The 22465-nt window shown below is 65.9% G+C and carries 25 protein-coding genes and 1 pseudogene; 10 read left to right on the top strand and 16 right to left on the bottom strand.

Annotated elements, in window-relative coordinates; genetic code table 11:
- Positions 1-25 precede the first annotated feature (25 nt).
- Positions 26-745 carry a lipoate--protein ligase family protein gene (locus NGM29_RS07455; RefSeq protein ID WP_254159829.1) on the top strand — a complete coding sequence of 240 codons (720 nt, stop codon included), beginning with the start codon at positions 26-28 and terminating at the stop codon, positions 743-745.
- Here the strand turns inward: NGM29_RS07455 and NGM29_RS07450 are convergent.
- The 4 genes from NGM29_RS07450 to NGM29_RS07435 all read right to left on the bottom strand — a co-directional run bounded on the left by NGM29_RS07450 (position 742) and on the right by NGM29_RS07435 (position 3320).
- The gene (locus NGM29_RS07450; protein ID WP_254159828.1) at positions 742-1452 is read right to left on the bottom strand and encodes an energy-coupling factor transporter transmembrane component T family protein; all 711 of its coding nucleotides are present in this window, start codon (positions 1450-1452) and stop codon (positions 742-744) included. The genes NGM29_RS07455 and NGM29_RS07450 overlap by 4 nt on opposite strands.
- Before the next feature lie 4 nt (positions 1453-1456).
- The gene (locus NGM29_RS07445) at positions 1457-2179 is read right to left on the bottom strand and encodes an energy-coupling factor ABC transporter ATP-binding protein (protein WP_254159827.1); all 723 of its coding nucleotides are present in this window, start codon (positions 2177-2179) and stop codon (positions 1457-1459) included.
- A gap of 6 nt (positions 2180-2185) precedes the next feature.
- Positions 2186-2767 carry a biotin transporter BioY gene (locus tag NGM29_RS07440; protein WP_254159825.1) on the bottom strand — a complete coding sequence of 194 codons (582 nt, stop codon included), beginning with the start codon at positions 2765-2767 and terminating at the stop codon, positions 2186-2188.
- A 265-nt stretch (positions 2768-3032) separates the two neighbouring features.
- The gene (locus NGM29_RS07435) at positions 3033-3320 is read right to left on the bottom strand and encodes a DUF7545 family protein (protein ID WP_254159824.1); all 288 of its coding nucleotides are present in this window, start codon (positions 3318-3320) and stop codon (positions 3033-3035) included.
- 69 nt (positions 3321-3389) lie between these two features.
- On the opposite strand from NGM29_RS07435, the gene NGM29_RS07430 reads away from it, so the two are divergent.
- Positions 3390-3533, top strand: a complete 144-nt coding sequence (locus tag NGM29_RS07430; protein WP_254159823.1) for a DUF7557 family protein — start codon at positions 3390-3392, stop codon at positions 3531-3533.
- Positions 3534-3602: 69 nt separating this feature from the next.
- On the opposite strand, the gene NGM29_RS07425 is transcribed toward NGM29_RS07430, so the two are convergent.
- The 8 genes and pseudogenes from NGM29_RS07425 to NGM29_RS07390 form a co-directional block, all read right to left on the bottom strand.
- Positions 3603-4046, bottom strand: coding sequence for a DUF5799 family protein (locus NGM29_RS07425; protein WP_254159822.1), 444 nt, complete (start codon positions 4044-4046; stop codon positions 3603-3605).
- Positions 4047-4148: 102 nt separating this feature from the next.
- The gene (locus NGM29_RS07420) at positions 4149-5189 is read right to left on the bottom strand and encodes an NAD(P)-dependent alcohol dehydrogenase (protein ID WP_254159821.1); all 1041 of its coding nucleotides are present in this window, start codon (positions 5187-5189) and stop codon (positions 4149-4151) included.
- A gap of 107 nt (positions 5190-5296) precedes the next feature.
- The gene (locus NGM29_RS07415; RefSeq protein WP_254159820.1) at positions 5297-5662 is read right to left on the bottom strand and encodes a tRNA-binding protein; all 366 of its coding nucleotides are present in this window, start codon (positions 5660-5662) and stop codon (positions 5297-5299) included.
- 167 nt (positions 5663-5829) lie between these two features.
- Positions 5830-7089, bottom strand: coding sequence for an outer membrane protein assembly factor BamB family protein (locus NGM29_RS07410; RefSeq protein WP_254159819.1), 1260 nt, complete (start codon positions 7087-7089; stop codon positions 5830-5832).
- Between the two features lie 272 nt (positions 7090-7361).
- A pseudogene (gene thiD, locus NGM29_RS07405) lies at positions 7362-8144 on the bottom strand (bifunctional hydroxymethylpyrimidine kinase/phosphomethylpyrimidine kinase); the annotation flags it as partial.
- Positions 8141-9214, bottom strand: a complete 1074-nt coding sequence (locus NGM29_RS07400) for an AIR synthase family protein (protein ID WP_254159818.1) — start codon at positions 9212-9214, stop codon at positions 8141-8143. The gene NGM29_RS07400 and the pseudogene thiD, both read right to left, overlap by 4 nt.
- Before the next feature lie 193 nt (positions 9215-9407).
- Positions 9408-9929, bottom strand: a complete 522-nt coding sequence (locus NGM29_RS07395) for a hypothetical protein (protein WP_254159816.1) — start codon at positions 9927-9929, stop codon at positions 9408-9410.
- A gap of 201 nt (positions 9930-10130) precedes the next feature.
- Entirely contained in the window at positions 10131-11177 is a 1047-nt protein-coding gene (locus tag NGM29_RS07390; protein ID WP_254160498.1) for an AIR synthase family protein, read from the bottom strand.
- Positions 11178-11310: 133 nt separating this feature from the next.
- Here NGM29_RS07390 and NGM29_RS07385 point away from each other — a divergent pair, with 133 nt between their 5' ends.
- The 3 genes from NGM29_RS07385 to ddfA all read left to right on the top strand — a co-directional run bounded on the left by NGM29_RS07385 (position 11311) and on the right by ddfA (position 15995).
- On the top strand, positions 11311-12180 hold the full coding sequence (locus NGM29_RS07385) for a dihydrodipicolinate synthase family protein (RefSeq protein WP_254159815.1): 870 nt from the start codon (positions 11311-11313) through the stop codon (positions 12178-12180).
- Between the two features lie 141 nt (positions 12181-12321).
- Complete coding sequence (locus tag NGM29_RS07380) at positions 12322-15555, top strand: PAS domain S-box protein (RefSeq protein WP_254159814.1); 3234 nt, start codon at positions 12322-12324, stop codon at positions 15553-15555.
- Positions 15556-15674: 119 nt separating this feature from the next.
- Positions 15675-15995 carry a DdfA family disk-determining factor gene (gene ddfA, locus NGM29_RS07375; protein ID WP_254159813.1) on the top strand — a complete coding sequence of 107 codons (321 nt, stop codon included), beginning with the start codon at positions 15675-15677 and terminating at the stop codon, positions 15993-15995.
- 36 nt (positions 15996-16031) lie between these two features.
- Here the strand turns inward: ddfA and NGM29_RS07370 are convergent, their stop codons facing one another.
- Positions 16032-16727, bottom strand: coding sequence for a helix-turn-helix domain-containing protein (locus NGM29_RS07370; RefSeq protein ID WP_254159812.1), 696 nt, complete (start codon positions 16725-16727; stop codon positions 16032-16034).
- A 195-nt stretch (positions 16728-16922) separates the two neighbouring features.
- Between NGM29_RS07370 and NGM29_RS07365 the strand changes: the two genes are divergently transcribed.
- From NGM29_RS07365 to NGM29_RS07355, 3 genes are read left to right on the top strand one after another with little or no spacing between them, the layout of a single operon-like run.
- Positions 16923-17117, top strand: coding sequence for a hypothetical protein (locus tag NGM29_RS07365; protein WP_254159811.1), 195 nt, complete (start codon positions 16923-16925; stop codon positions 17115-17117).
- Positions 17110-17583 carry a DUF7384 family protein gene (locus NGM29_RS07360; protein WP_254159810.1) on the top strand — a complete coding sequence of 158 codons (474 nt, stop codon included), beginning with the start codon at positions 17110-17112 and terminating at the stop codon, positions 17581-17583. The genes NGM29_RS07365 and NGM29_RS07360 overlap by 8 nt, the downstream gene beginning before the upstream one ends.
- 57 nt (positions 17584-17640) lie before the next feature.
- Positions 17641-18090 (top strand): universal stress protein, encoded by a 450-nt coding sequence (locus NGM29_RS07355; RefSeq protein WP_254159809.1) that lies wholly within the window; start codon positions 17641-17643, stop codon positions 18088-18090.
- A gap of 6 nt (positions 18091-18096) precedes the next feature.
- Here NGM29_RS07355 and NGM29_RS07350 read toward each other — a convergent pair whose 3' ends face one another.
- The 3 genes from NGM29_RS07350 to rocF form a co-directional block, all read right to left on the bottom strand.
- Positions 18097-18708: a small multi-drug export protein gene (locus NGM29_RS07350; RefSeq protein ID WP_254159808.1), complete on the bottom strand. Its 612-nt coding sequence runs from the start codon at positions 18706-18708 to the stop codon at positions 18097-18099.
- Positions 18709-18726: 18 nt separating this feature from the next.
- Positions 18727-19881, bottom strand: a complete 1155-nt coding sequence (locus NGM29_RS07345) for an NAD(P)/FAD-dependent oxidoreductase (protein ID WP_254159807.1) — start codon at positions 19879-19881, stop codon at positions 18727-18729.
- A 110-nt stretch (positions 19882-19991) separates the two neighbouring features.
- The gene (gene rocF / locus NGM29_RS07340) at positions 19992-20912 is read right to left on the bottom strand and encodes an arginase (protein ID WP_254159806.1); all 921 of its coding nucleotides are present in this window, start codon (positions 20910-20912) and stop codon (positions 19992-19994) included.
- 143 nt (positions 20913-21055) lie between these two features.
- On the opposite strand from rocF, the gene NGM29_RS07335 reads away from it, so the two are divergent.
- Both NGM29_RS07335 and NGM29_RS07330 read left to right on the top strand, forming a co-directional pair.
- Entirely contained in the window at positions 21056-21745 is a 690-nt protein-coding gene (locus NGM29_RS07335) for a metal-dependent transcriptional regulator (RefSeq protein WP_254159805.1), read from the top strand.
- 122 nt (positions 21746-21867) lie between these two features.
- Positions 21868-22401 carry an Rrf2 family transcriptional regulator gene (locus NGM29_RS07330; protein WP_254159804.1) on the top strand — a complete coding sequence of 178 codons (534 nt, stop codon included), beginning with the start codon at positions 21868-21870 and terminating at the stop codon, positions 22399-22401.
- The last annotated feature ends 64 nt before the right edge of the window (positions 22402-22465 follow it).

The raw sequence follows: 22465 nt of genomic DNA, 5'->3' as shown, positions 1-22465 counted from the left end.
GATAGTTCGACTCCACGCTCCGGGTATGCCAGCGACTCCGCCGGTTCGTGTCCTCAGGGGCCGGAAGCCGACGATCGACGCCGACCGGGCGGCGAGCGAACGCCTCCTCGAGGTTGCTGCCGAGGGCCAGCAGGCGGTTCGCGTCTGGACGCCCCACAAACAGGTCGTCTTCGGCCGCCGTGACGCCCGCCGCGAGGGGTACGAACGGGCTCGCGAGGCCGCCGATGGGCGTGGGTTCCCACCGGTCGAGCGCAGCGTCGGGGGCCGAGTGGTGGCCTACGACGGCGCCCAGGTGCTGGCGTTCGCCCGCACCGAACCCGTCGCGGACTTTCGACGAGGGACCGACGAGCGCTACGAACGGCTCACGGCCGACGTCGAATCGGCCCTCACAGACCTCGGCGTCGAACCGGTTCGCGGCGAGCCCGACGACTCCTTCTGCCCGGGGGCCCACTCCCTCTCGCTCGAGGTAGGCGGATCGCTCCGAAAGGTCGTTGGCATCGCCCAGCGAGTGACGAGCGACGCCGCCCTCGTTTCGGGCATCCTACTCGTCGAGGCGACCGACGAACTCCGGGGCGTCCTCGAGGCCGTCTACGCGGCCCTCGAGGTGCCGTTCGATCCGAAATCGGTAGGCGACGTTGCCGATGCCACGGCCGTCTCCTCCGAACGGGTGCGGCGCGTCCTCGAGTCGGCGCTCGTCGGCGAGCGGGAACACGTTCTCGAGGACCTTGAGGACCTCGAGGCCTAGATCACCGCGGACGCCGTTAGCAGGAGCGCCAGCACGAGCACGGGTGCGTCTATTAGCGCGAACCGAAGGGTCGGGAGCGTCGGGTTCCAGGCGAAACACCGCGCCTGCATCGCGATCGCCAGTCGATCGGCCCGAAGAAACGCGCGCTCGAGCGCCGTCGTCGCGAGGTGGGTCACCCGCTCGAGCAAGCCGCGTTCGGTCCCCAGTCGTGCCGCGGCGGCGTCCCGGATCGTCCGTAGATCGGCCAGGAGTATGGGGAGAAACCGAAAGACGAGCGCGACGCCCATCCCCAGCACCTGACCGGGTTTCCCGGGAATCGTTCGCTGGATCGCCGCCCGTGAGGCGCGCACGGGCGTCGACCGAACGTACGCGGCGCTGACGAGGACGATCAGCAGGACACGGTAGCTCGCGAGCGCCGGGTCGACGGCGGCGATGGGGTCGAACCACGGCGGACCGAGCGAGAGCGCGGCGACGACCGGTGCCACAAGCAAGACCGGGAGCACGAACCGGTAGGCCACGAGCGCTCCCAGCGGGGAGACGCCCGCCGACCACAGGAATCCCAGCGCGAGCATGGTGAACACCGCGAGTGGCCCCGGTTCGGGGTGAGCGAGCGCCGCGACCGAGAACCCGATCTGGACGGCGAGTTTCGACCGGGGGTCAAGGCGGTGGGCGAGCGTCTCGTCGGGTTCGTAGGTGAGTAAGGACACGGATTCAGCCGCTGGCACGTCGCGTCGGCTCGGGGACGTGTACGTCGAAGTCCTCGAGCGACTCGCGGGCCGCCTCCGGGGTTCCGTCGAACCCGACGCGGCCGTCGTCCACGACGACGACCCGGTCGGCCAACGCGAGCACGTCCCGCAGGTCGTGAGTCGCGAGGACAATCCCAGTTCCCTGTCGGGAGAGGCCAGCCAGGCGCTCGAGGACGGCCGTTCGGGCGGGCTCGTCGAGGCCGGTGAACGGTTCGTCGAGGACGAGGTGAGTTGGCTCCATCGCGAGCGCGCCGGCGATGGCAACCCGTGACTGTTCGCCCCCGGAGAGGGTGTCGATTCGGTCGGTTTCGCGACCCTCGAGGCGGACGGCCGCGAGCGCGTCCGCGACGCGGCGATCGATTTCGGCCCGCTCGAGGCCGAGGTTCTCGGGCCCGAACGCGATGTCCGCCCCGACCGTGGCGGCGACAAACTGGTCTCGCGGGTGCTGGAAGACCATTCCGACCGCCGTCCGAGCCGCCACGAGGTCGTCGGCGACCGGCGTGCCGTCGACGAGAACCGATCCCGCCGTCGGCGTCAGCAGGCCGTTGCAGTGACGCAGGAGCGTCGTCTTCCCGCTCCCGTTCGCGCCCGCGAGGACGACGAACTCGTCGTCCGCGAACAAGCAGGAGATGGACTCGAGAACGGAGACGTCCTCGATTTCGTAGCTGACGGCTCGAAATTCGATCATCGCCGATCAGGTGACGGGGAGCCGGTCGCTCCGAGCGATGGCGATCGCGGCAACGAGTTTCACGAGGTCGAGAGGGACGTAGTACGCCATGCCGAGGATGGCCGCTTCGGCGAGCGAGAGATCCTGAACCCAGGCGAGCCACGGAACGCCGAGGCCGTAGATGGTGGCGAGGCCGACCAGCAGCGCGGCGGCGAGTGTCGTCTTTTGAACCGCCGCAGGGTCTCGAGGTCGCCAGCGGCGGTGGACGACGAGGCCGATCACGAACGCCGCGATGGGGTACGACCAAAGGTAGCCCCCGGTGTTCCCGAACAGGTGGCCGACGCCGCCCACGCCCCCGGCAAAGACGGGAACGCCGACCGCTCCGGCGGCGAGATACAGGAGCATGGAGACGGCTCCCCACACGGGTCCGAGTACCAGCCCCGCGAGGAAGACGAACAATACCTGAAGCGTGAAGGGAACGGGCGAGACCGGCAGCGGGATCGATACATACGCGCTCGCGCCGATCAACGCCGCCAGCAGGGCGGCTCGAGCGAGCGAGCGCACGACGTCGCCGTCGACGAGGTCGACGTTTTCGGTGGACGTAGCCATACTTCGACCCACTCGTAAACCAGATTTAACTCTTGGGTTTACGGGCGAGCGCGAGAGTGTAGTCCGTGGTACTCGCTCGCATTGACTCCGAGCGGCCACCAGCGTGCGACCGTCACCGGCGAACGGCAACCACCGGCCAACGACCGATAGTCGCAGCCCGATGGTGACGTCGCTCGAGTCGGCGACGAAAACGCGAGAACTGCTCGAGTCGGCGGGGTAACGCGAACCCGTCGAGTGGTGCGGAAACCGACTCGAGCGTCGACGCTCAGTGGTGGTGGCCCGTCGCTTCCGCGAACGAGACGCCGAAGCGCTCTTCGAAGAGGTCCATGACGCGTTCCTCCTGGGCCTCGAGGTCCTCGCCCGGATCCTCGCCGTGGTGGACGAGGTGGTGGGCGCGGCTCGCAAAGGAGAGCAGGGTGATGTCCGCGACGGTCTCGGCCTCGCCCTGGCCCTCCTCCGCGAGGAGGTCGACCAGGCCGGTCGGGAGCGTGACCTCGTCGGCGTCGTCGTCGGCTTCGATCGAAAACGTGGTCGTCTCGATGTCGTCTGTCATCGACTGGCCCTTGGCGGGCAACCTTAAAGGTACTGTGCCTTTATTGCCGTCGGCGTCTAACCGTCGACCATGCCCCAGGTCGAACTCGACGAGGAGACGATCGAGCGACTGGACGCCCTGCGGATCGAAGACGAGTCCTACGACGAACTGATAATCGAACTGATCAACATCTACGAGTCGAGCGAGCGGACACTGTTTCACGCGGGCGATTGAGGCGACGGAGCGTCGTGCACACCAGGCGACGGAGCGACGCGCGAGCTGAAGCGAAGCACTCGAGCGGCGTCACTCCGCCGCAGTCGCACAGATCCCTTCCCAGCGACCGTTCTCCTCGAGGCGGGACTGCAGTTCCTCGGCGTACTCCTGGGTGAGCGCCTCGGCGGCCTCGCGCTCGGCGTCGTGAGAGCCACCGCCGCCTATCCCGAGCGCACCCTTGATCGAATCGATGACCCCGCCGCCGGAGTCGTTGCTACCCCCCGGGGCGCCGCCCATCGCGCCGACCTGGGAGCGGACGTTCTCGAGTTCCGGCAGGATCTGGTCGATCTTGTCGGTGTTGGCGACCATCCGCGCGGTTTCGGGATCTTCGGGGTTCTCGATCTCGAACTCGGTCGCGGTCATGATCAGGCTCCACTCCTGGCTCGAAAAGCGCGAGCTCTGGACCCGCGTCGAGAACTCCCGGTCGACGGTCATGCGCTCGCTGACGATCCGGTCGGTCCACTCGGTTCCCATGCGTGACGATTAGGCGATAGCAGTATCAGGGTTTCCCTCCTCGGTCCGAATGTACAGCCGCGCGCTCGAGGGCGAGAGAACGAGTCGCCACCGCGCGAGCGATCACGGCGAGATCACCGCCCGACCCTCGATTTCGCCGTGCTCGAGGCGTTCGGCGACCGTGTTGATCTCCTCGAGATCGTAGTGTTCGGTGTGAAGCGACACGTCGCCGCGGTCGACGAGCGCGACGAGTTCCTGGAGTTCGGGGTAGGTCCCGACGAGGTTGCCCCGGAAGGAGAACTCGCCGTTGACCAGCGCCTGGGCGGGTTCGTGGACGTGACCGCCGTAGCCGACAATGTGGTGGTCTCCGCCGGCAGCCGTGATGTCGGGGGCCAGGGCCGTCGTGTCGTCGCGACCGACGAAGTCGAGGACCTGCCGTGCGCCGACCTCGTCGGTGATCGAGGCGACGACGTCAGTGACGTCCGCCTCGCTCGAGTCGATCGTCTCGTCGACGCCGAGGTCGCGGGCCAGCTCGAGCGCCTCCTCCTTCACGTCCACGGCGACGACGGTCGCGGCTGACATCGCTTGCAGGCACTGGACGCCGATGTGGCCAAGCCCGCCGATCCCGATGACGACGGCGGTGTCGCCGGGGACGAGTTCGTCGGCGGCCTTCTTCGCGGCGTGGTAGGCCGTGATGCCCGCGTCGGCGTGCGGCGCGATCTCCGCGGGGTCGACGCCAGCCGGGAGCGGGATGACGGCGCGGTCGGACGTCTCGAGGTACTCCGCGAAGCCCCCGTCGGTCGTGAGCCCGTTGAAGGCCGAGTTCTCGCAGTACATGTCCTCGCCGAGGCGACACGGGCGACAGGTGCCACAGGTCTGGACAGGGTGGCAGATGACCGGGTCTCCTTCCTCGACGACCTGGACCTCATCGCCGATTTCGGACACGATTCCGGCGTTCTCGTGGCCGAGGGTCATCGGCAACGTCTGCTCGACGTAGTCGGTCCACATGCCCTCGACGATGTGGTTGTCCGTCTGGCACCAGCCGGCACCCGTCACCTCGATGATGACGTCGTGCGGCCCGTCTGCCGTGGGCGCGTCGATCTCGTCGATCGAGAGCGCGTCCGCCATGTCGTCCGTGTACTCGTGGAGTCGTGCGGCGTCCATGTTCCGAGCTATCACGCCCCGAACCATAATGCTGTGCCAGGCGGCTCCCCGTTCTCACTTCCCGCTTCCCGTTCGTACGCCCCCCGTTCGACCGATGGGCTCGAGCGTCAGTAGAGGATGCCGCCAACTGGCACGTCCGCGTCGACTTCGGAGTCGGGAGTCACGAGCACCGGGTAGCCCTCATCGCTCGGAACGCCCACGGTGAGGACCTCAGATTTGAACCCGGCGATGCGAACGCTTCCGAGGTTCGTCGCACAAAGAACCCGGCGACCGATCAGTTCCTCGGGATCGTAGTGGTAGTCGTGCTGGCCGGCCGAGCGAACGAGGTCGTCACTGGTGTCGGAATCGGAATCGGAATCGGAACCGAGGTCGATCCACAATTTCGTCATGTGCGGCTTTCGCGCCTCGGGAAACGACTCCGCGCGAACGATCTCTCCAATGCGAATCTCGACGTCGAACGGACTCTCCGGCATCGTCTTGAGACAGGAGCGCCAGACAGATATACGTCGGCGGTTCGCTCGAGGAGAGAGTGAAGTCGGAATCGGGGTCGAAGGATTCGTTGACAAGTCGGGATCGGGGTCAGGATCGATGAAATTGCTGACGAGCCGGCTCTGGAGGTGGAAAACGGATTCTCGAGGTCTCAGCAACCGTCGTCGGACGCACCCTCTCTGAACGCGACCAGTTCCCCGTCGTGGTCGACGTACAGCGTGTTGCCGCTGATCGCCCGAACGTACCCGACCGGGGCATCGTTTTTCGAAATTGCCCACTTCTCGGTTCCGTCGTTCTTGTCCAGGGCGACGAGTTCCTGGTCGTAGTCGCCTCGGTCCCCCCTGGCCTGTCCGAAGTAGACGTAGATGGTCTCGCCGCAGATAACGGCCTGTCCGATGTTGTACGCACAGGGGACTTCCCACTCGCGCTCACACGCCTCGACGGAGCCGCCATAGAGGTTGAAGGAGTCGCCGGTGATGTACACGTCCTCGCCGAGCGTGATCTCGTGGTCCGTCTCCGACGTGATGACGCCCTTCACCTCGCCCGTCTTCACATCGTGCACGCCCTGGTCGATATCGGACCACCAGTCGACGACGACCGCGCTCGCGTTCGCGTGGATTGGGCTCTCGACGTCCTGGTAGACCTCCTCGTTTCGCCACACTTCGTCCCCGGTTTCGGGCTCCAGCGCGAGCACGGTCCGATGGGTCGCAGCGTAGACGACGCCGTTCGCCGCAGCGGGGGCCCTCGAGAACTCGAACGACCCCTCCGGGCCGACGGGCGACTCGAGCGTGATCGACTCCCGTTCCCACCGAATCGAGCCGTCGTCGACCTCGAGGGCGTAAAGGGTTCCGTCGACGACCACAAACGCGGCGTCGTAGGCAACCGCGTGACGGGTGACCGAGTCCGCCGGGTCGAAGGACGCCTCCCAGCGGACGGTTCCGTCGGATCGGTCGAGCGCCACGACGCCCTCGTCGGTGGTCAGACAGACCACGTCGGCGGCGACCGCGGGGTCGTGCGCGAGGATGTCCAGGTTCTCCCAGACGAGCGTCCCGTCCTCGGCGTCCAGTGCGACGACGCCGTCGGCGGTCGAGGTGTACACCGTGTCGTCGGCGACGGCGACCGAGCCGTCGTGGTCGGCCGACCAGACGGGGACGAGTGCGTCCCCATCGAAGTCGTGTCCGTCGACGATGCACCTGGTCTGTCCCGCGTCGCCGCGGTAGGTTGCCCAGTCTTCGTTCATAGTAGGGTTCGGTCGGCGTGTCGGGTCCGGGAGGTCCGTATCGAGTGCTGCATTGACGCTGGAGGTTCCGTCACTGTCATCGGCGTCTCCCGCCCCGCTCGAGGCGAGTCCGACGCCCATCGACAGTGCTGCACCAGTTGCGAGGAAGGAACGGCGTTGCCATTTTCCCATACCGTTGCACCGCCGAATCAAGCCATTACTATCGACGTAATATTCCACAGTTGTGCGGTGAGCAACTGTTCAAACTGGTCTAACAACCGATTAAACAAACGCCCGCCGTGATTTCGGCTGTCGCACGCCAGCAGCAGTCGACCCGGGCTCTCGACGTGACTCGAGACGGATACCGTCCATTGGACATCAGACGCCAGACGCCAGTCATCGGCCCCTCGAGCCAGTCTCCTCGACCGCGCTTCGCCCGAGACTCACTCGCGTACCGCAGTCGGGTTCACCGCACCCGCTCCGCGACCCACGTCGGCGTAGCGAGTCAGCGCGGCCTCGACGAACTTGATTCCACCCTCGACGGCCGCCTCGAGGCCCTCGCCTCGAGCCAGGTTCGACGCGATCGCAGCGGAGAGGGTACACCCGGAGCCGTGGGTCGCCTCCGTGTCGATTCGCGGGTGGTCGATCGCCGTGATCCCGTCGTCGGTACAGAGGAGATCCCGAACCGTCTTGCCGGGGACGTGGCCGCCTTTCACCAGCACAGCGTCGGTGCCGGTCTCGAGGAGCGCCTGTCCGGCGTCGCGTGCCGCGTCGTGACTCTCGACGTCGATCCCCGTCAGGACGCTCGCCTCGTCGGCATTGGGCGTGACGAGCGTCGCCTGGGCGAACAGATCTCGGTAGGCAGACTCCGCGTCGGCGTCGAGCAGTCGGTCGCCCGAGGTGGCGACCATGACCGGATCCACGACGAGTGGCGCCTCGAGGTCGGCCGCGTGCTCGGTCACCAGGTCGACGACGTCGGCGGTCGCGAGCATCCCCGTCTTCACCGCACGAACGTCAAAGTCGTCCAGGACGGCCCGAATCTGGGCCTCGATTTCCTCAAGCGGGAGGACGAAACTCGAGTCAACGCCACGGGTGTGCTGGGCGGTGACGGCGGTGATCGCGCTCGTGCCGAAGACGCCGTGGGCGGCCATCGTCTTCAGGTCGGCCTGGATGCCGGCCCCGCCGCCGGAGTCGCTGCCCGCGATGGTGAGGGCGACGGGTGGCGTCTCGGGAGTGGGCGCGATCATCGGTCGTCGCCTCCGTTCGCGTCTCCTGCCCCCGATTCATCCCCGCTCGAGGCCTCTTCGCCCAACCGCTCGAAAGTCCCCCAGAATGGGTCCGTCCCGGGGTGGTCGATCGACACCCCGTCGACGACCACGCCCTCGCCGTCCGTGACCTCGCCGACGACCGCCGCCGGGATTCCCTCGACCTCGAGCGCCTCGAGCACGTCGTCGACGCCCTCGGGGTCGACCGTCGCGAGCAGCGTCCCCTCGCTGATCGAGATCCACGGATCGACGCCGACAGCTTCGCAGGTCTCGCGGACGCCGGGCATGATCGGCACGCGGTCGCGGTCAATCCGCATCCCGACTCCTGCCGAGCGGGCCATTTCGAACAGGCCGCCGTAGACGCCGCCCTCGGTCGCGTCGTGCATCGCCGTCACGGTGTCGCCGCCGACCTCGGCCGCGAGCATCGCCTCCCGGATGGGGCTCATGTCGTAGTAGCGGTCTTTCGCGGCCTCGAGCGCGTCGGGGTCCATCCGCTCTGCGAGCAGGGACTCGTACTGAATCGCCAGCAAGCCGGTCGTCTCGATGGCTGGCCCCTTCGTCACCAGGACGCGGTCGCCCGGTTGAGCACCGTCCGGACAAATCAGATCGTCGTGATCTCCGACGGCGACGACGGTCGCGCCCCCAACCATCGGGTAGTTGCACCCGGCGTAGCGAGCAGTGTGGCCCGTCACGACGGCGACGCCCAGGTCGCGTGCCTCCCGGTCGAACGTCTCCCAGACGGTCGCGAACTGCTCGTCGGTGATCTCCGGCGGGAGGTTGAAGTCGACGCTCAGGTACGCTGGCTCGAGCCCCGAGACGGCCACGTCGCTGAAGAGGATGTGGAAGGCGAACCACGCCGCCCGTTCGAAGCCCAGCGAGGGCATGAGGAAGACGGGATCGGTCGCCATCGCCACGGCGGTGCCGCCGACGTCGACGACGCCGAAGTCGACGCCGTGTTGCGGTGCGAGTTGCACATCCTCGCGCTCGGCACCCAGGTTGGGGTAGAGGTACTCGTCGAAGAATTCCCGGTCGGCTTTGCCGAGTTCGTCCATACGCGTAGTATTCGTCGATTGTACAAATGGATGTTGCTCGCTCGAGTTTGCGGATTGACCGTCGCGAAGTGGAACGTGGCGTGGACTCGAGTTACGTGAAGAGTATCGAACAGCAGCGTTAGGGTAAATATGTGATATGTGGTCGAGCTAGATAAAACAGCGGAACGAGCCCGGAGACGCTGATCCTGATCGGCTAAATAATATATTTTTCGTGGTCGAAGTAATCTACACCCGCCCGAATTCCGGTGGATTTCTCGTCACATCCTTCTGTAAATACTGCCAGAGCTTCGTCTTCTTTTATGAGTATTGATTGGTCTGTCGATTCGTTTTCGTGGATGCATGTGTCTTTTACAGACCACTCGTCTTCTTCCTGGACACCGTCATACTGCACAGAAACGTCGTACTCTTCTCCCTCTATACCGACCGCCGGTATTTCTATTCCAGTCCTTCCAGGAATTCTGTACGCATTGGCTAGTATCTCGTCACCATTTTCCTTGTGGACAACAACTTCCACCCGTACTTCAGTTTCACTAAGATTCTCGATAAATACAGAATCTACTCGACCTTCGGGCGTTTCGTCTGCTGAACCGTTCTGATCGGTTTCTGGGTTAGTCGATCCACTGGGCTCGTTGGAGGATTCACTGAGACAGCCACTAAACGGAATAGAACAGGCAACAACGAATTTGACGAGGACGTTTCGCCGATTCATATCCACGTACTATACCTCCTCGTTTAAATTAGTGCTGTCAAGTTGAACAGTTTAAACAACGGCCAGGTCGTCGCGATGATCTGGAGCACTGGTCGCGGACTTGCAGAGTGAGAACAACGAGGTGGATACAGAAGATTTCTGGAAGAAATCGATCTCGTTGAATCGAGCATCGAGTGCTCCCACAGGGCTGTTTGGACTTGTGTTCGCTCAGTACTCGGCGAAGCGTTCGAACGCCGCCCACGAGGAATCGACGCCGGGGTGCTCGAGCACGGCGCCACCGACGCGCACCTCGGAGTCGGTCCCCGACGGGCCGTCGACTGCCTCCACCCGCCCGATCTCCGCGACCGTAGTCCCGCGAGCCTCGAGCGCCTCGACCACCGGCGAAACGTCCCCCGGATCGACCGCGATCACGAGCGAGCCACAGCTGGTCGCCCGCCAGGGGTCCATCTCGAGGGCTTCACAGACCGCCTGAACGGCCGGCCGGACCGGGACCGCCGAGCGATCAATCTCGAAGCGAGTTCCCGACCCCTCCGACATCTCGACGAGCGCGCCCGCGAGGCCGCCTTCGGTCACGTCGTGCATCGCGTGGACCGGCGCGGTTGCCGCCGCGGTCAGCGCGTCGCGGACGGCGAAGCTATCGTCGAGGCAGGCTCGAGCGTCCTCGAGGACGGCGTCGGAGACGTCGATCTGGTCGCCGAAGAGGGAGCTCAGGAGGGCGACGGCCTCGACGGCCGGCCCAGTAGTGAGCAAGAGCGCGTCGCCAGGGCGAGCACCGTCGGGACGGACGACGGCCTCGCGGTTGCCGACGCCGAGCACCGTCGCGCCGCCGACCCACGAGTACGAGATACCGGCGTAACGGGCGGTGTGGCCCGCCGCGATTGCGATTCCGAGGTCGACACACTCCTCGTGGATCGCCTCCCAGACGATCGCGAACTGCTCGTCGGTCATCTCCGGAGGGAGCGTGAACGAGATCGAGAGGTGCGACGGCGAGATTCCGCTGACCGCGACGTCCGTGAGCACGACGTCCAGGGCGAACCTGGCGGCGCGCTCGAGACCTAGATCCGGAAGAATCGAAACCGGATCGGTCGCCACTACGACGGCCCGGCCGCCGACGTCGAGCACGCCGAAGTCGACGCCGTGGGTTGGCCCGAGCACGACGTCGTTGCGGTCGGCGCCGAGTCGGGGGGCGATCTGTCGCTCGAACACCGTCCGGTCGATCTTGCCGAGCGCGGGGTCTCGAGAGGGGTCGGTCACGGGCGAGCGTTCTCGAGGCGGGCGCTTAGGCCTGCTGATCGCTCGCTCGAGCCCCGACTGCGTCGACGACCGCGGCACGATCGGCAGCGTTCGAACGGCCACAGCTATTAGCCGTCATCACCCAGGAACTGCCATGCACGGAACTGGCGTGCCGCTGGTGACGCCGATTGCCGACGACGGACGCGTCGATCACGAGCGCCTCGAGGCCCTCGTGGACTGGTTCGCGAGCGCGGGCATCGACTTCTTCGTCCCCTGTGGGTCGACGGGCGAGGCGCCGCTGTTGACGGCCGACGAACGGACACAGGTCGTCGAGACGGTGGCCGACGCGACCGAGAAACCCGTCCTCGCGGGCACTGGTCACGAGGGGTACGAACCGACGCTCGAGGCGACCGAGGGCGCGGCCGCAGCGGGTGCCGACGCCGCCCTCGTCGTGACGCCGTCGTACTACGGCAGCGACGACGCCGCGCTCGGGCGCTACTACCACAACCTGGCGGACAAATCGCCGATCCCCATCTACCTCTACAGCGTGCCGAAGTTCACCGACTACCCGCTCTCACCGCGACTCGTCGAGTCGCTCGCGACCCACGAGAACGTCGCCGGGATCAAGGACTCGAGCGGCAGCATCGAGTCGATCCAGCGCCTCGTCCGGTTCACCGCGGATGCCGACTTTTCGGTCCTCGTGGGCCACGGGAGCGTCTACGCCCACGCGCTCGACGCCGGCGCCGACGGTGGGGTGCTGGCGGTCGCGAACGCCGTCCCCGACCTGGCGAGCGAGGTCTTCGAGATCCATCAAAGCGGCGACGCCGCCGCCGCTCGTGACCTGAACGCCGCCATCGTGGAACTCAACCGGACGGTCACGGCCCGCTACGGCGTCCCCGGCATCAAGGCGGCCCTCGCTCACCGCGGCCTCGAGGTCGGGCCCCCACGCCGACCGCTCGAGCCGGTGGGAGAGGACGCCGCAGCCGAGATTACGGCGGTGCTCGAGGCTGCGCTCGAGGCCTGACGATCGGTCGCCATGCCCACCCTCGGCGCTCGAGTTGCAATTCGTCGTATCCGCCCTCAGCGCTCGAGTGACGTCCGTCACGAGATGCTTCACCGGGAAGCATGCCAGAGATTTTATCCCATCGAGTGATCATTACGACGTATGAGTGACCGGTCGATAGGCACACGAACGACCTTCTGGGAGGGGGTGTCCGACGATGTGGCGCGGGACCGCTACCGGACGCTCGTCGACACGGTCGACGACGGACTCTACCAGCTCGACGCCGACGGCTGCTTCGAAGCCGTCAACGAGGCAATCGTCGAGACGACGGGATTCGCCCGCGACGAACTCGTCGGCGAGCACATCTCGGTGCTCCTCGAGGACGAAGACGTCGCTCGAGGGAGACGGGAAATCAGAAGACAACTCGAGGAGGGGACCGCCGACGTGTCGACGATGGAGTTCTCGATCCGGACAGCGGAGGGCGGCGCGGTTCCCTGCGACGTCCGGATGACGGTGCTGATCGAGGACGGCGAATTCGCCGGAACGATTGGCGTCGCGCGTGACGTCTCCGAACGCGAACGTCACCGCGAACGCGCCGAATCCGCCCGGGAGACCTACCGGTCGATCACGAGCGTCCTGGACGACGCCGAGATCGGCGTCATCGTCCTCGACGACGAGTTCACCGTCGCGTGGGCCGACGAAACGATCGAGGAATACTTCGGACTCTCGCGAGCAGCTCTCGTCGGTCGCGACAAACGCACCGTCGTCGACGACGTCAGCCAGCGGGTCGCCGACTCCGAGACGTTCGCGGAACGCGTCCTCGCGACCTACGAGGACAACGACGCCGTCGAGCGCTTCGAGTGTCGCGTCACCGAAAGCGGGGAGCGGACCGGCCGTTGGCTCGAGCATTGGAGCAAGCCGATCGAGACAGGCCAGTACGCCGGCGGACGGGTCGAACTCTACTCCGACATCACCGAGCAGAAGCGCTCGGAGGGCGCCCTCCTCGAGAGCGAGGCCGAGTTCGCGTCGCTGGTCGACGCCGTCGAGGAGTACGCCATCTTCCGGCTCGATCCCGAGGGGCGCGTTGCCTCCTGGAATGAGGGCGCCTCGAAGATCAAGGGCTACGACCGCGAGGAGATCGTCGGCGAGCACTTCTCGAGGTTCTACACGGCCGACGACAGGGCCGAGCGCGTCCCCGAACGAAACCTCGCTACCGCCCTCAAGCGGGGGTCGGTCGAGGACGAGGGGTGGCGCGTCAGGTGCGACGGCACGACGTTCTGGGCGAACGTCACCATCACGGCGGTCTTCGACGGCGACGGCACCCACCGGGGGTTCCTCAAAGTCACTCGCGACATGACCGATCGGCGCGAGCACGAACAGCAACTGCAACACGAGCGCGACCTGATCACCCGGGTCCTGGAGACGAGTCCGGTCGGGATCATGGTCGCGAATCCGGACGGAACGACCGTGCGGGCGAACGACCGGCTGGCGGAAATCTTCGACCGGTCGGTAGAGACGATGGAAGCCTACAGCGCCGGTCAGCGAGACATGTACGACGCGACCGGCGAGTACATTCCCCTCGAGGATCGGCCGATCAGTCGAGTGTTCGAGACTGGCGAGGCGGTGACGGACACGGAAATCTGGATCGAAGACGCCGACGGCCAGCCCCGGTGGCTCTCGATCAACGCCGCGCCCGTCACGCGAGACGACGGCAGCGTTCGCCACGTCGTCGCCGCAGTGACGGACATCACGCAGCTGAAGGTACAGGCCGAGCGTATCGAGCGACAGCGCGACGACTTGCGAACCGAACTCGACGACCTGTTCGAGCGGATCGACGACGCCTTTTTCGCGGTCGACACCGACTGGCACGTCATCTACGCCAACGAGGCGTTCGCCGACCTGGTCGACGTCTCGGGGCCGGAACTGCTCGGCGCCCCGATCTGGGACGCCCTCCCCGAACTCGAGGCAACTGCGTGTTCCGACGCGGCCCGCGAGGCGAAGCGTACCGGAACCACGGTCGAACGCGAGGTGTTCTACGAGCCAGCCGGCGCCTGGCTCCAGGTGACGATCTACCCCTCCGAGTCCGGCCAGTCGGTCTACCTCACGGACATCACCGAACGCGTGCGGTCGCGAAATCGACTGCAACGCCGCGCCGTCCAGCAGGAGGTCATCGCCGGCCTGGGGCAGTTCGCCATCGAGACGAACGACATCGACGAGCTCATGCACGAGGCGACGCAGCAGGTCGCCGACGCGCTCGAGGCCGACTACTGCAAGGTCCTCGACCTCGATTCCGTCGCCGACGAGTTACGCCTCCGGCAGGGCGTCGGTTGGCAAGCGGGAATCATGGGCACGGCGACGGTCTCTGCCACCGACAACTCCCAGGCCGGGTACACGCTCGTCGCGGAGGAGCCCGTCGTCGTCGACGACCTCGAGTCGGAGACCCGATTCCAAGGTCCCGACCTGCTGACGGACCACGACGTCTCGAGTAGCATCAGTACCATCGTCGGCTCCGCCAACGATCCGTGGGGTATCCTCGGCGTCCACGACACCAGTCATCGATCGTTCACTGACGAGGACGTGAACTTCGTCCAGAGCGTCGCCAACATCCTCGCGGAAACGATCGAGCGCACCGAGTACCGGGCGGAACTCGAGGGAACGATCGACCGCCTCGAGGACTCGAACGAACGCCTCGAGCAGTTCGCCTACGCGGCCAGCCACGACCTCCAGGAGCCCCTGCGGATGGTCTCGAGCTATCTCCAGTTGATCGAGCGCCGGTACGGCGACGACCTCGACGAGGACGGCGAGGAGTTCCTAGAATTCGCCGTCGACGGTGCCGACCGCATGCGCGAGATGATCGACGGCCTGCTCCAGTACTCGCGGATCGACACCCAGGGCGCCCCGCTCGAACCGGTCGACGCCGGCGAGGCCCTGGAGGAGGCACTCGCCAACCTCGAAGTGCGGGTCGTCGAGACCGACGCCATGATCACCGCCGATCCGATGCCGTGGGTCCGGGCCGACGGCAGTCAGCTCAGGCAAGTCTTTCAGAACCTGCTCGCTAACGCACTCACCTACGCCGGCGACGCCCCACCACGCGTGCACGTCTCGGCCGAGCGCGACGAATCGGACTGGACCATCTCGGTGCGAGACGAGGGCATCGGCATCGAACCCCGGGAGACGGATCGAATCTTCGACGTCTTCAACCGCGCTCACTCGCGCGAGGAGGACACCGGCACCGGCATCGGCCTGGCGATCTGCCAGCGCGTCCTCGAGCGCCACGGGGGCAAGATCTGGGTCGACTCCGAGCCGGGCGAGGGTGCGACCTTCTCGTTTACCCTTCCAGCCGCGGCCGACGTCGGTGTCGGCGGCGGCGACGGAGACGGCGACGTCGACGAGTGAGGAAAACCGGACACCCGGTGGACGTTTCGAACCCGATTGCGGCCCTCGAGATGTAGGGGCCGAAACTAAGACGTCACTCCTCGTCGTTCCCGGTAGTTAATCATCACTTCTGTCCTCCAATGTCCTCAGACCACTCACCCGACGACAGGATTGGGTACGACCCGGAAACCGACACGTACACCGTTTCCCACGACTGGGCGAGCGAGGAATCACCCTCGGAGGAGGTGGTCGAGGCGGTCGCTGCCGCCACTGGGTCGACGCCGGAATCCATCCCCCCACTCTACGAGGTCGTCGACCCCGAGGCCCTGGACCAGCTGTTCGCACCGACCGGCCACGGGGCGTCGCTCCGAACGGGCGTCGTCGAGTTCCGGTTTCACGGGTGTGACGTGACTATCTCCACCAGCGGCCGGACGACCGTCACCGTTTCCGAGAGCGACTGACGTCGTATTCCGTCGCGTGCCGAAACGTCTCCATTCTCACGACCCGCTGAAAAGCATCGTGAGCAGCTTTCGCTCGGCGGTGTGGATGTGCTCGGAGAACGTCGCGGAGGTAATGTCGAGTCGCTCGGCTACCTTCTCGCCGGTGCACGTTCGCGGCCAGTCGTAGTAGCCCGCCTCGTACGCGACCTCGAGCACCTCGTGTTGCCGATCGGTGAGCTGGGCCTCCAGGACCTGCTCAAACGACGATTCCGTAAAGAGCGGCGTGACGGACCCCGTTTCGCGCTTGGAGACGAGCGAGGCGCCGGTGGTCTCCTCGAGAAACGTCTCGATGACGTCGCCGGCGTCGTACGGCGACGGGATTTCCGCGACGATCAGCCCTTCGCCGTCGACGCCACGAACCTTCCTGGGGAGCGCTCCGCACGTCGCCAGCGTCACGGCGGGACAGTCGGTGGAAACCAGAAATTCGAACAACCCACCGCGGTCGTACGTCTCGAGAAGCGAAACGCTCATCGAGGCGTGATCCGCGGCGAGGTCGTGGATTCGACTCGTATCGGCGCCGGTGACGGTGAAGTACTCCGCAAACTGGCCGTCGTCCCGTGGAAGCAGCTTCGCTAACTCGATTTCACAGCCATCGATGGTCGATGCCGCGACGAACGGATACGAACTATCAGAAATTGAAAACGTAACTTCGACGGCGGAGGAACTCCGTTGTGCGTTGGGAGACCGGTGCATATTTCTCACGGAAAATCACACAGAGGTGAATTAATACTCTAGCCCCTACATAATTTGGTTGCTGTCTGGACGACATCGCTTGTCTGATTCGGTCCTGCTCCAAACTCGAATTCGACTCGCCTTCGAACGGCTGCGACCGTCGACTGACTGGCCGTCGCTCGAGTACTTTTGAGGATCGAACCCCAACCTCGAGTGATGACCGAACGCTGGCAAACGCTGTTCGACCAGGGCGAATCGTTCGCGGTCGACCTCGAGACGATTCGAAACGAGCTGGCGAGACGGCGCGAGTCGGCCGCCGACGATTCCGAACCGAGTTCGGGATCGAACCCGGACCCGGCCTCGGAACCGGAACTAGCGCCCGAATCGAACCCGGAGGACGAGGATGCCTGACCGGCCGAACCCGGCACGCGTCGTCGCCGACGCGGACGTGCTCGCGGCGGACCTCCTCGTCGGTGAGGCAGCCAGGGACGCCCTCGACCACGTGCGTCGCCACTCCTGGCTCGAGCTAGTCGCGAGCGACGAACTCCTCACGGCGACCGAATCGCTCGTGGCCGCGCTGGCCGACGCCGACCTCGCGCGGGCTCACCGCGACCGACTCGAGCGCGAGCGCGTCCGCGTCGAGCACCCGCCCGAAGATCACCCGGCGCTCGCGTCAGCCTATCGGGGGAACGCGGCGCACCTGCTCTCGTTCGACGAGCGCCTCGGGTCAGCGAAAGCCGGCATGACCTTACAACCGCGGGTCTCCGTGAGCGTTCGGTCGCCGGACGCGTTCGTGACGGTGTTCGACGCCGAGAGCCTGTACGAGGCCGTCGAGGGCCGTGCCTATCCGGGGCCAGATCGGGACCCTCGAGAGTGAGGCGAGGTGAGGCGAGGTGAAGCAAATCTTCTTTCCAATCGGCCACCAATGCCAGGTATGTACGACTCGATCCTCGTCGCCACCGACGGCAGCGACACGGCCGAGCGAGCGGTCGATCACGCTGTCTTCCTCGCCGAGACGCTCGCAGTCCCGCTGTTCGCCATCTCGGTGCTCGAGGACCGAACGGCCTACGATTCGGGCATCGTCGACCCCGAGGAAGTCAGAGCGCGACAGCAATCCCGGGCCGACGATGCCCTCGAGCGAGTCGAGGCGGCGGCGAGCGAGTCCGACGTCCCCGTCACGACCGCCCGGAAACGAGGGACGCCCCACGAGGAGGTTCTCGACTACGCTGACGAGCAGGGCTGTTCGATGATCGTCGTCGGCGCGCAGGGTCGCTCGGCGTTTCGCGAAGCCCTGCTGGGGAGTACGGTTGACGCGCTGGTTCGCCTGTCCTCGACGCCGGTTCTCGTCGTCGGCGACGACGGAACAGACCGAGTGAGTCCATAGAAGCGACTAGAAGACGCCCTCGATTGCCGACCGTCCGACGACGCTGACGAGCGTGATGAGGGCCGTCCAGAGGGCGATACTGCCGGTCATCCACGCGAGCGTGTCCCGGCCACGAGCGCCCAGCGAGAGCGCGAGGACGGCCGCGAGGTGGACCCCGGTCGTGACGGGCGAGAGCAGCGCCAGTCCGGGCAGGCCGTAGCGGTTCCAGATGCGGACCGCCCGTTTTCGGCGCTTCGAGGGTTCGCCCGAGCGACGGCTCTCGAGCCACGCCGCGACCCGGTCGGCCGCGAGGACGATGCCGTAAATCGGGAGGACGTTGCCGGCGAACGCCGTCACGGCAACCACGACCGGATCGAGCCCCAGGGCAATACCGAGCGGGATTACCACCAGGATCTCGAGCAGGGGAGTCGCCGCGAGCGCGAAGACGAGCGCGTACTGCCAGGGACCACTGGCGGCGTCGAGGAGGTTGCGAGCCCACTCCTCGACGCTAGCGAGTTGGGACTGAGCTAACCCTGGGAAGAGGTCCAGGTCTGGAATTGGAATCGGAACCGATCCGCCGCTAAGGCTGACGGGAGAATACTCGAGCGAAACCAAAGCGTCGAAAACGATCGGGTCCACGAGACTCTCAGGCCTCGATCAGAGCACGGACCAGGCCTTGCGGGCCCGGTTCCAGGAGGTCAGGTCGGCGATCCAGCGGGCGGCGATAAGTTTCTTGAGGTTCTTCGCGGGGAAGCCGCCGAATGTGTCGACGGGGAGCATCTTGACACCGTGGGCGACGGCCTCGTCGCCGACGGAGACGACTGTCCCCTTGTCGTCGTACTCCCAGGTCTTGAGCGGGCGGTTGTCGATGGCCCGAGAGATGTTCTCGCCGACGACCTCCGCGGCCTGCCAGGCGGCCTGAGCCGTTGGCGGGGCGGGCTGGCTGCCCTGGTCGACAATCGCCGAGTCACCGATGGCGAACACGCGCTCGTCGGAAGTCCGGAAGTTCGCCTTCGCCTCGACGCGGTTGTGTTGATTATCGAGGTCGGTCCCGTCGAGAGCCTCCCGCCCCGTGATGCCACCGGTCCAGACGAACACGTCGTACTCGAGGGGGTCGCCCTCGTCGAAGTGGATGACGCCGTCCTCGGCCTCGGTGATCGGGTCGTCGGTGTGGATTTTGACGCCGGCTTCCTCGAGCAGACCGCGTAGGGCCTGCTGGATCTCGGGGTCGTTCCCGGGGAAGATTTCGTCGAGGGCCTCGACCAGGTGGATTTCGAGGGGTGCGCGGTTCTCGTCGCGGAACGCGGCGACCTCGCCGGCGGTCTGAATGCCCGAGAGACCGGCGCCGCCGATGACGACCTGGGCCGGTTCGCCGCGGGTCGCGTCGCGACTCGCCTCGGTGATCTGCTCGTTGATCTCGAGGGCGTCGTCGAGGCCCTTGAGCGTCAGCGAGTGCTCCGCAAGGCCGGGGATGCCGTAGTAAGCGGTACCACTCCCGAGCGCGACCAGCACGTAGTCGTATTCGACGTTCTCGCCGTCTGCGAGTTCGACGACGCGTTCCTCGGTGTCGAGGCCGGTGACGGTGTCGGTGATGAACCGAGTTTTCGGGTCGGCGATGTCGGCGACCGGGATGGTGATGTCGGAGCGAACGGAGGGATCTCGAACCACGCGGTGGGACTCGTGCAACACGAGGTGGTAGTCGGTGTCGGAGATCCAGGTCAGTCGAGCGGTCTCGTTGAGTTCCGATTGGAGCGACTTGATCGCGCCGGCGCCGGCGTAGCCGGAGCCGAGCACGACGACGTTGTCGGTCATATACGCCAACCTCCGTATCACACCGATACAAAGGTGTTGAAACCCGGATAGGCGTGCGCACCGTTCGCATGTATCAGAACTCGTCGGAAATAATCAATTATTCGATATGATCACAGAATCCGCTTCCCGAAGACGCTCGCCGCCAGTTCGGCGGCCAGCTCGGCCGTCTCGTTTTGCTCGTCCAGGATCGGGTTCACCTCGACGACGTCCATCGATCGGAGGATCCCCTTGTCCTGGTCGCGCTCGTAGACGGTCTCGAGCGCCGAGTGGGCCTCCCGGTAGGTGACACCACCGCGGACGGGAGTCCCGACGCCAGGGGCCGTCCGGGGATCGAGCCAGTCCAGGTCGAGGCTGACGTGGACGCCGTCGGTGCCTGCCGTCGCCGCGTCCAGGGCGTCCTCGACGACCGCCGTAATGCCCCGCTCGTCGATGTCGGACATGGTGAACGCAGTCATCTCGCTCTCGCGAACGAGTTCGCGCTCGCGCTCGTCGATGCTCCGGAGACCGACGTAGGCGATCGATTCCTCGCGGACCCGCGGGGCGTGGGCCCACTCGAGGCCGTCGAACATGCCGTGACCGAGCGTCGCGGCCAGGGGCATCCCGTGGACGTTCCCGCTCGGGGAGGTCGCGGGCGTGTTGAGGTCGGCGTGGGCGTCGAACCAGACGACGCCGAGATCGGCGTCCCGGGAGGAGCCGCCCATCGACCCGATGGCGATAGAGTGGTCGCCGCCGAGGACGAGCGGGAACGCGCCAGTCTCCAGGGTCGCGGCGACGGAACTGGCGACGCGCGTGGTCACGTCCTCGACCTCGCGGAGGAACTTGGCGTTGCCATCGACCGGCTGGTTCGCGTCGGGGTCGCGCTCCTCGGCGCGGGGCATAGGGAGGTCGCCCTGGTCGAGAACCTCGACGCCGGCGTCCGTGAGTTCGTCGGCGAGGCCCGCGTACCTGATCGCGGAGGTTCCCATGTCGACGCCGCGTCGGTCGGCCCCGTAGTCCATCGGTGCACCGATAACGTGGACAGCTCGGTCCATACCTCGAGTTTCTCCACCCGACGTTTAGAGTGACCCGATTTCGGATTCGAGTACCCCATTCCACGAAACCGCTGAATACGTGGCGTTCGCGGTCAGATTCGATCGTCGGAACCTTTAGGAATAGACGCGCCTAAATTCGGACGATGATGCTGAGTGACGTCATGGAAGACTACCTCAAGGCGATCTACCAGCTCCAGGCGGGACGCGACGAGCGGGTCAAGACCTCCGCCATCGCCGAGGCGCTGGAGGTCACCTCGCCGACCGTCACCAGCATGCTCTCGAAACTCGAGGAGCGCGGCCTCGTCGACCGCGAGAAGTACCGTGGCGTGGTCCTCACCCCGGAGGGCGAGACCGTTGCCCTCGAGGTGATCCGCCACCACCGACTGCTCGAGGCTTACCTGACCGAGCACCTCGACTACGACTGGTCGGAGGTCCACGCGGAGGCCGACCGCCTCGAGCACCACATCAGCGAGGACTTCGAGGCCAAAGTCGCCGCCGCCCTCGACGACCCCGACGTCGACCCCCACGGCGCCCCCATCCCGAGCGCCGACCTCGAGGCACCGGAGACGCCGACCGGCGACGCCATCTCGGCGTTCGAGGCGGGCGACCGCGTCGTCGTCCGCGAGGTCGCCGATCACGACCCCGAGATTCTCTCGTACCTGGCCGACCACGGCGTCGAGCCCGGCGTCGAACTCGAGATCGTCGAGGTCGCCCCCTTCGGGATGGTGACCGCGCGGCCGCTCGAGCCAGCGGATACCGAAACCCAGGTCTCGCTCCCACAAGAGGTGGCCCGTCACGTTCGCGTCGCGACGCCGGTGGACGCCCGGTCGTAATCCGTCGACGAATCGTCGGACAGGAAGCGGAATTGATTACTACGGTTGTGAAGAATATGAGATAGCGATCGAAACCGTACCTGACCATCGGCTTTAAGCAAATCAATTACCAAGGATTCACCATGTCATCAATCGAGCTTACCCCGAGCCAAAAGAAAATTTTGCGCGCGCTCACCAATCTTCACTCCGAGGACGAAGATGCGATCAAGGGTGAGGACATCGCTGAACAGGTCGACCGCAACCCGGGAACCATCCGCAACCAGATGCAGAGTCTGAAGGCCCTTCAGCTGGTCGAGGGCGTACCTGGCCCCAAAGGCGGCTACAAGCCAACTGCGGCCGCCTTCGAGGCCCTCGAGATCCAGCAGATGGACGAGCCAGCGGCCGTCCCGCTCACCCACGAGGGCACCCCGATCGAGGGCATGATCGTCGAGGAGATCGACCTCTCGAGCGTCCACCACCCGGAACTCTGCCGGGCCGAGATCCACGTCCAGGGGTCGACCGGCGACATCCACGAGGGCGACAGCGTCACTGTCGGGCCGACGCCCCTGTCGAAACTGGTCATCGAGGGAGAACTCGACGGCAAGGACGACACGAACAACATCCTGATTCTGCGAATCGAGGACATGGTCGCGCCGGCCGAAGAGCCGGCCCACTGACGGCCAGCACCTCGAGACGGCAGTGTCACCGCTCGTGTCGAGCGTAATCGCCAGCTCGAGGGAC

Source organism: Natronosalvus rutilus (genome assembly GCF_024204665.1).
GTDB classification, from domain to species: Archaea; Halobacteriota; Halobacteria; order Halobacteriales; family Natrialbaceae; genus Natronosalvus; species Natronosalvus rutilus.
This window is presented reverse-complemented; position numbering and strand designations above follow the sequence as displayed.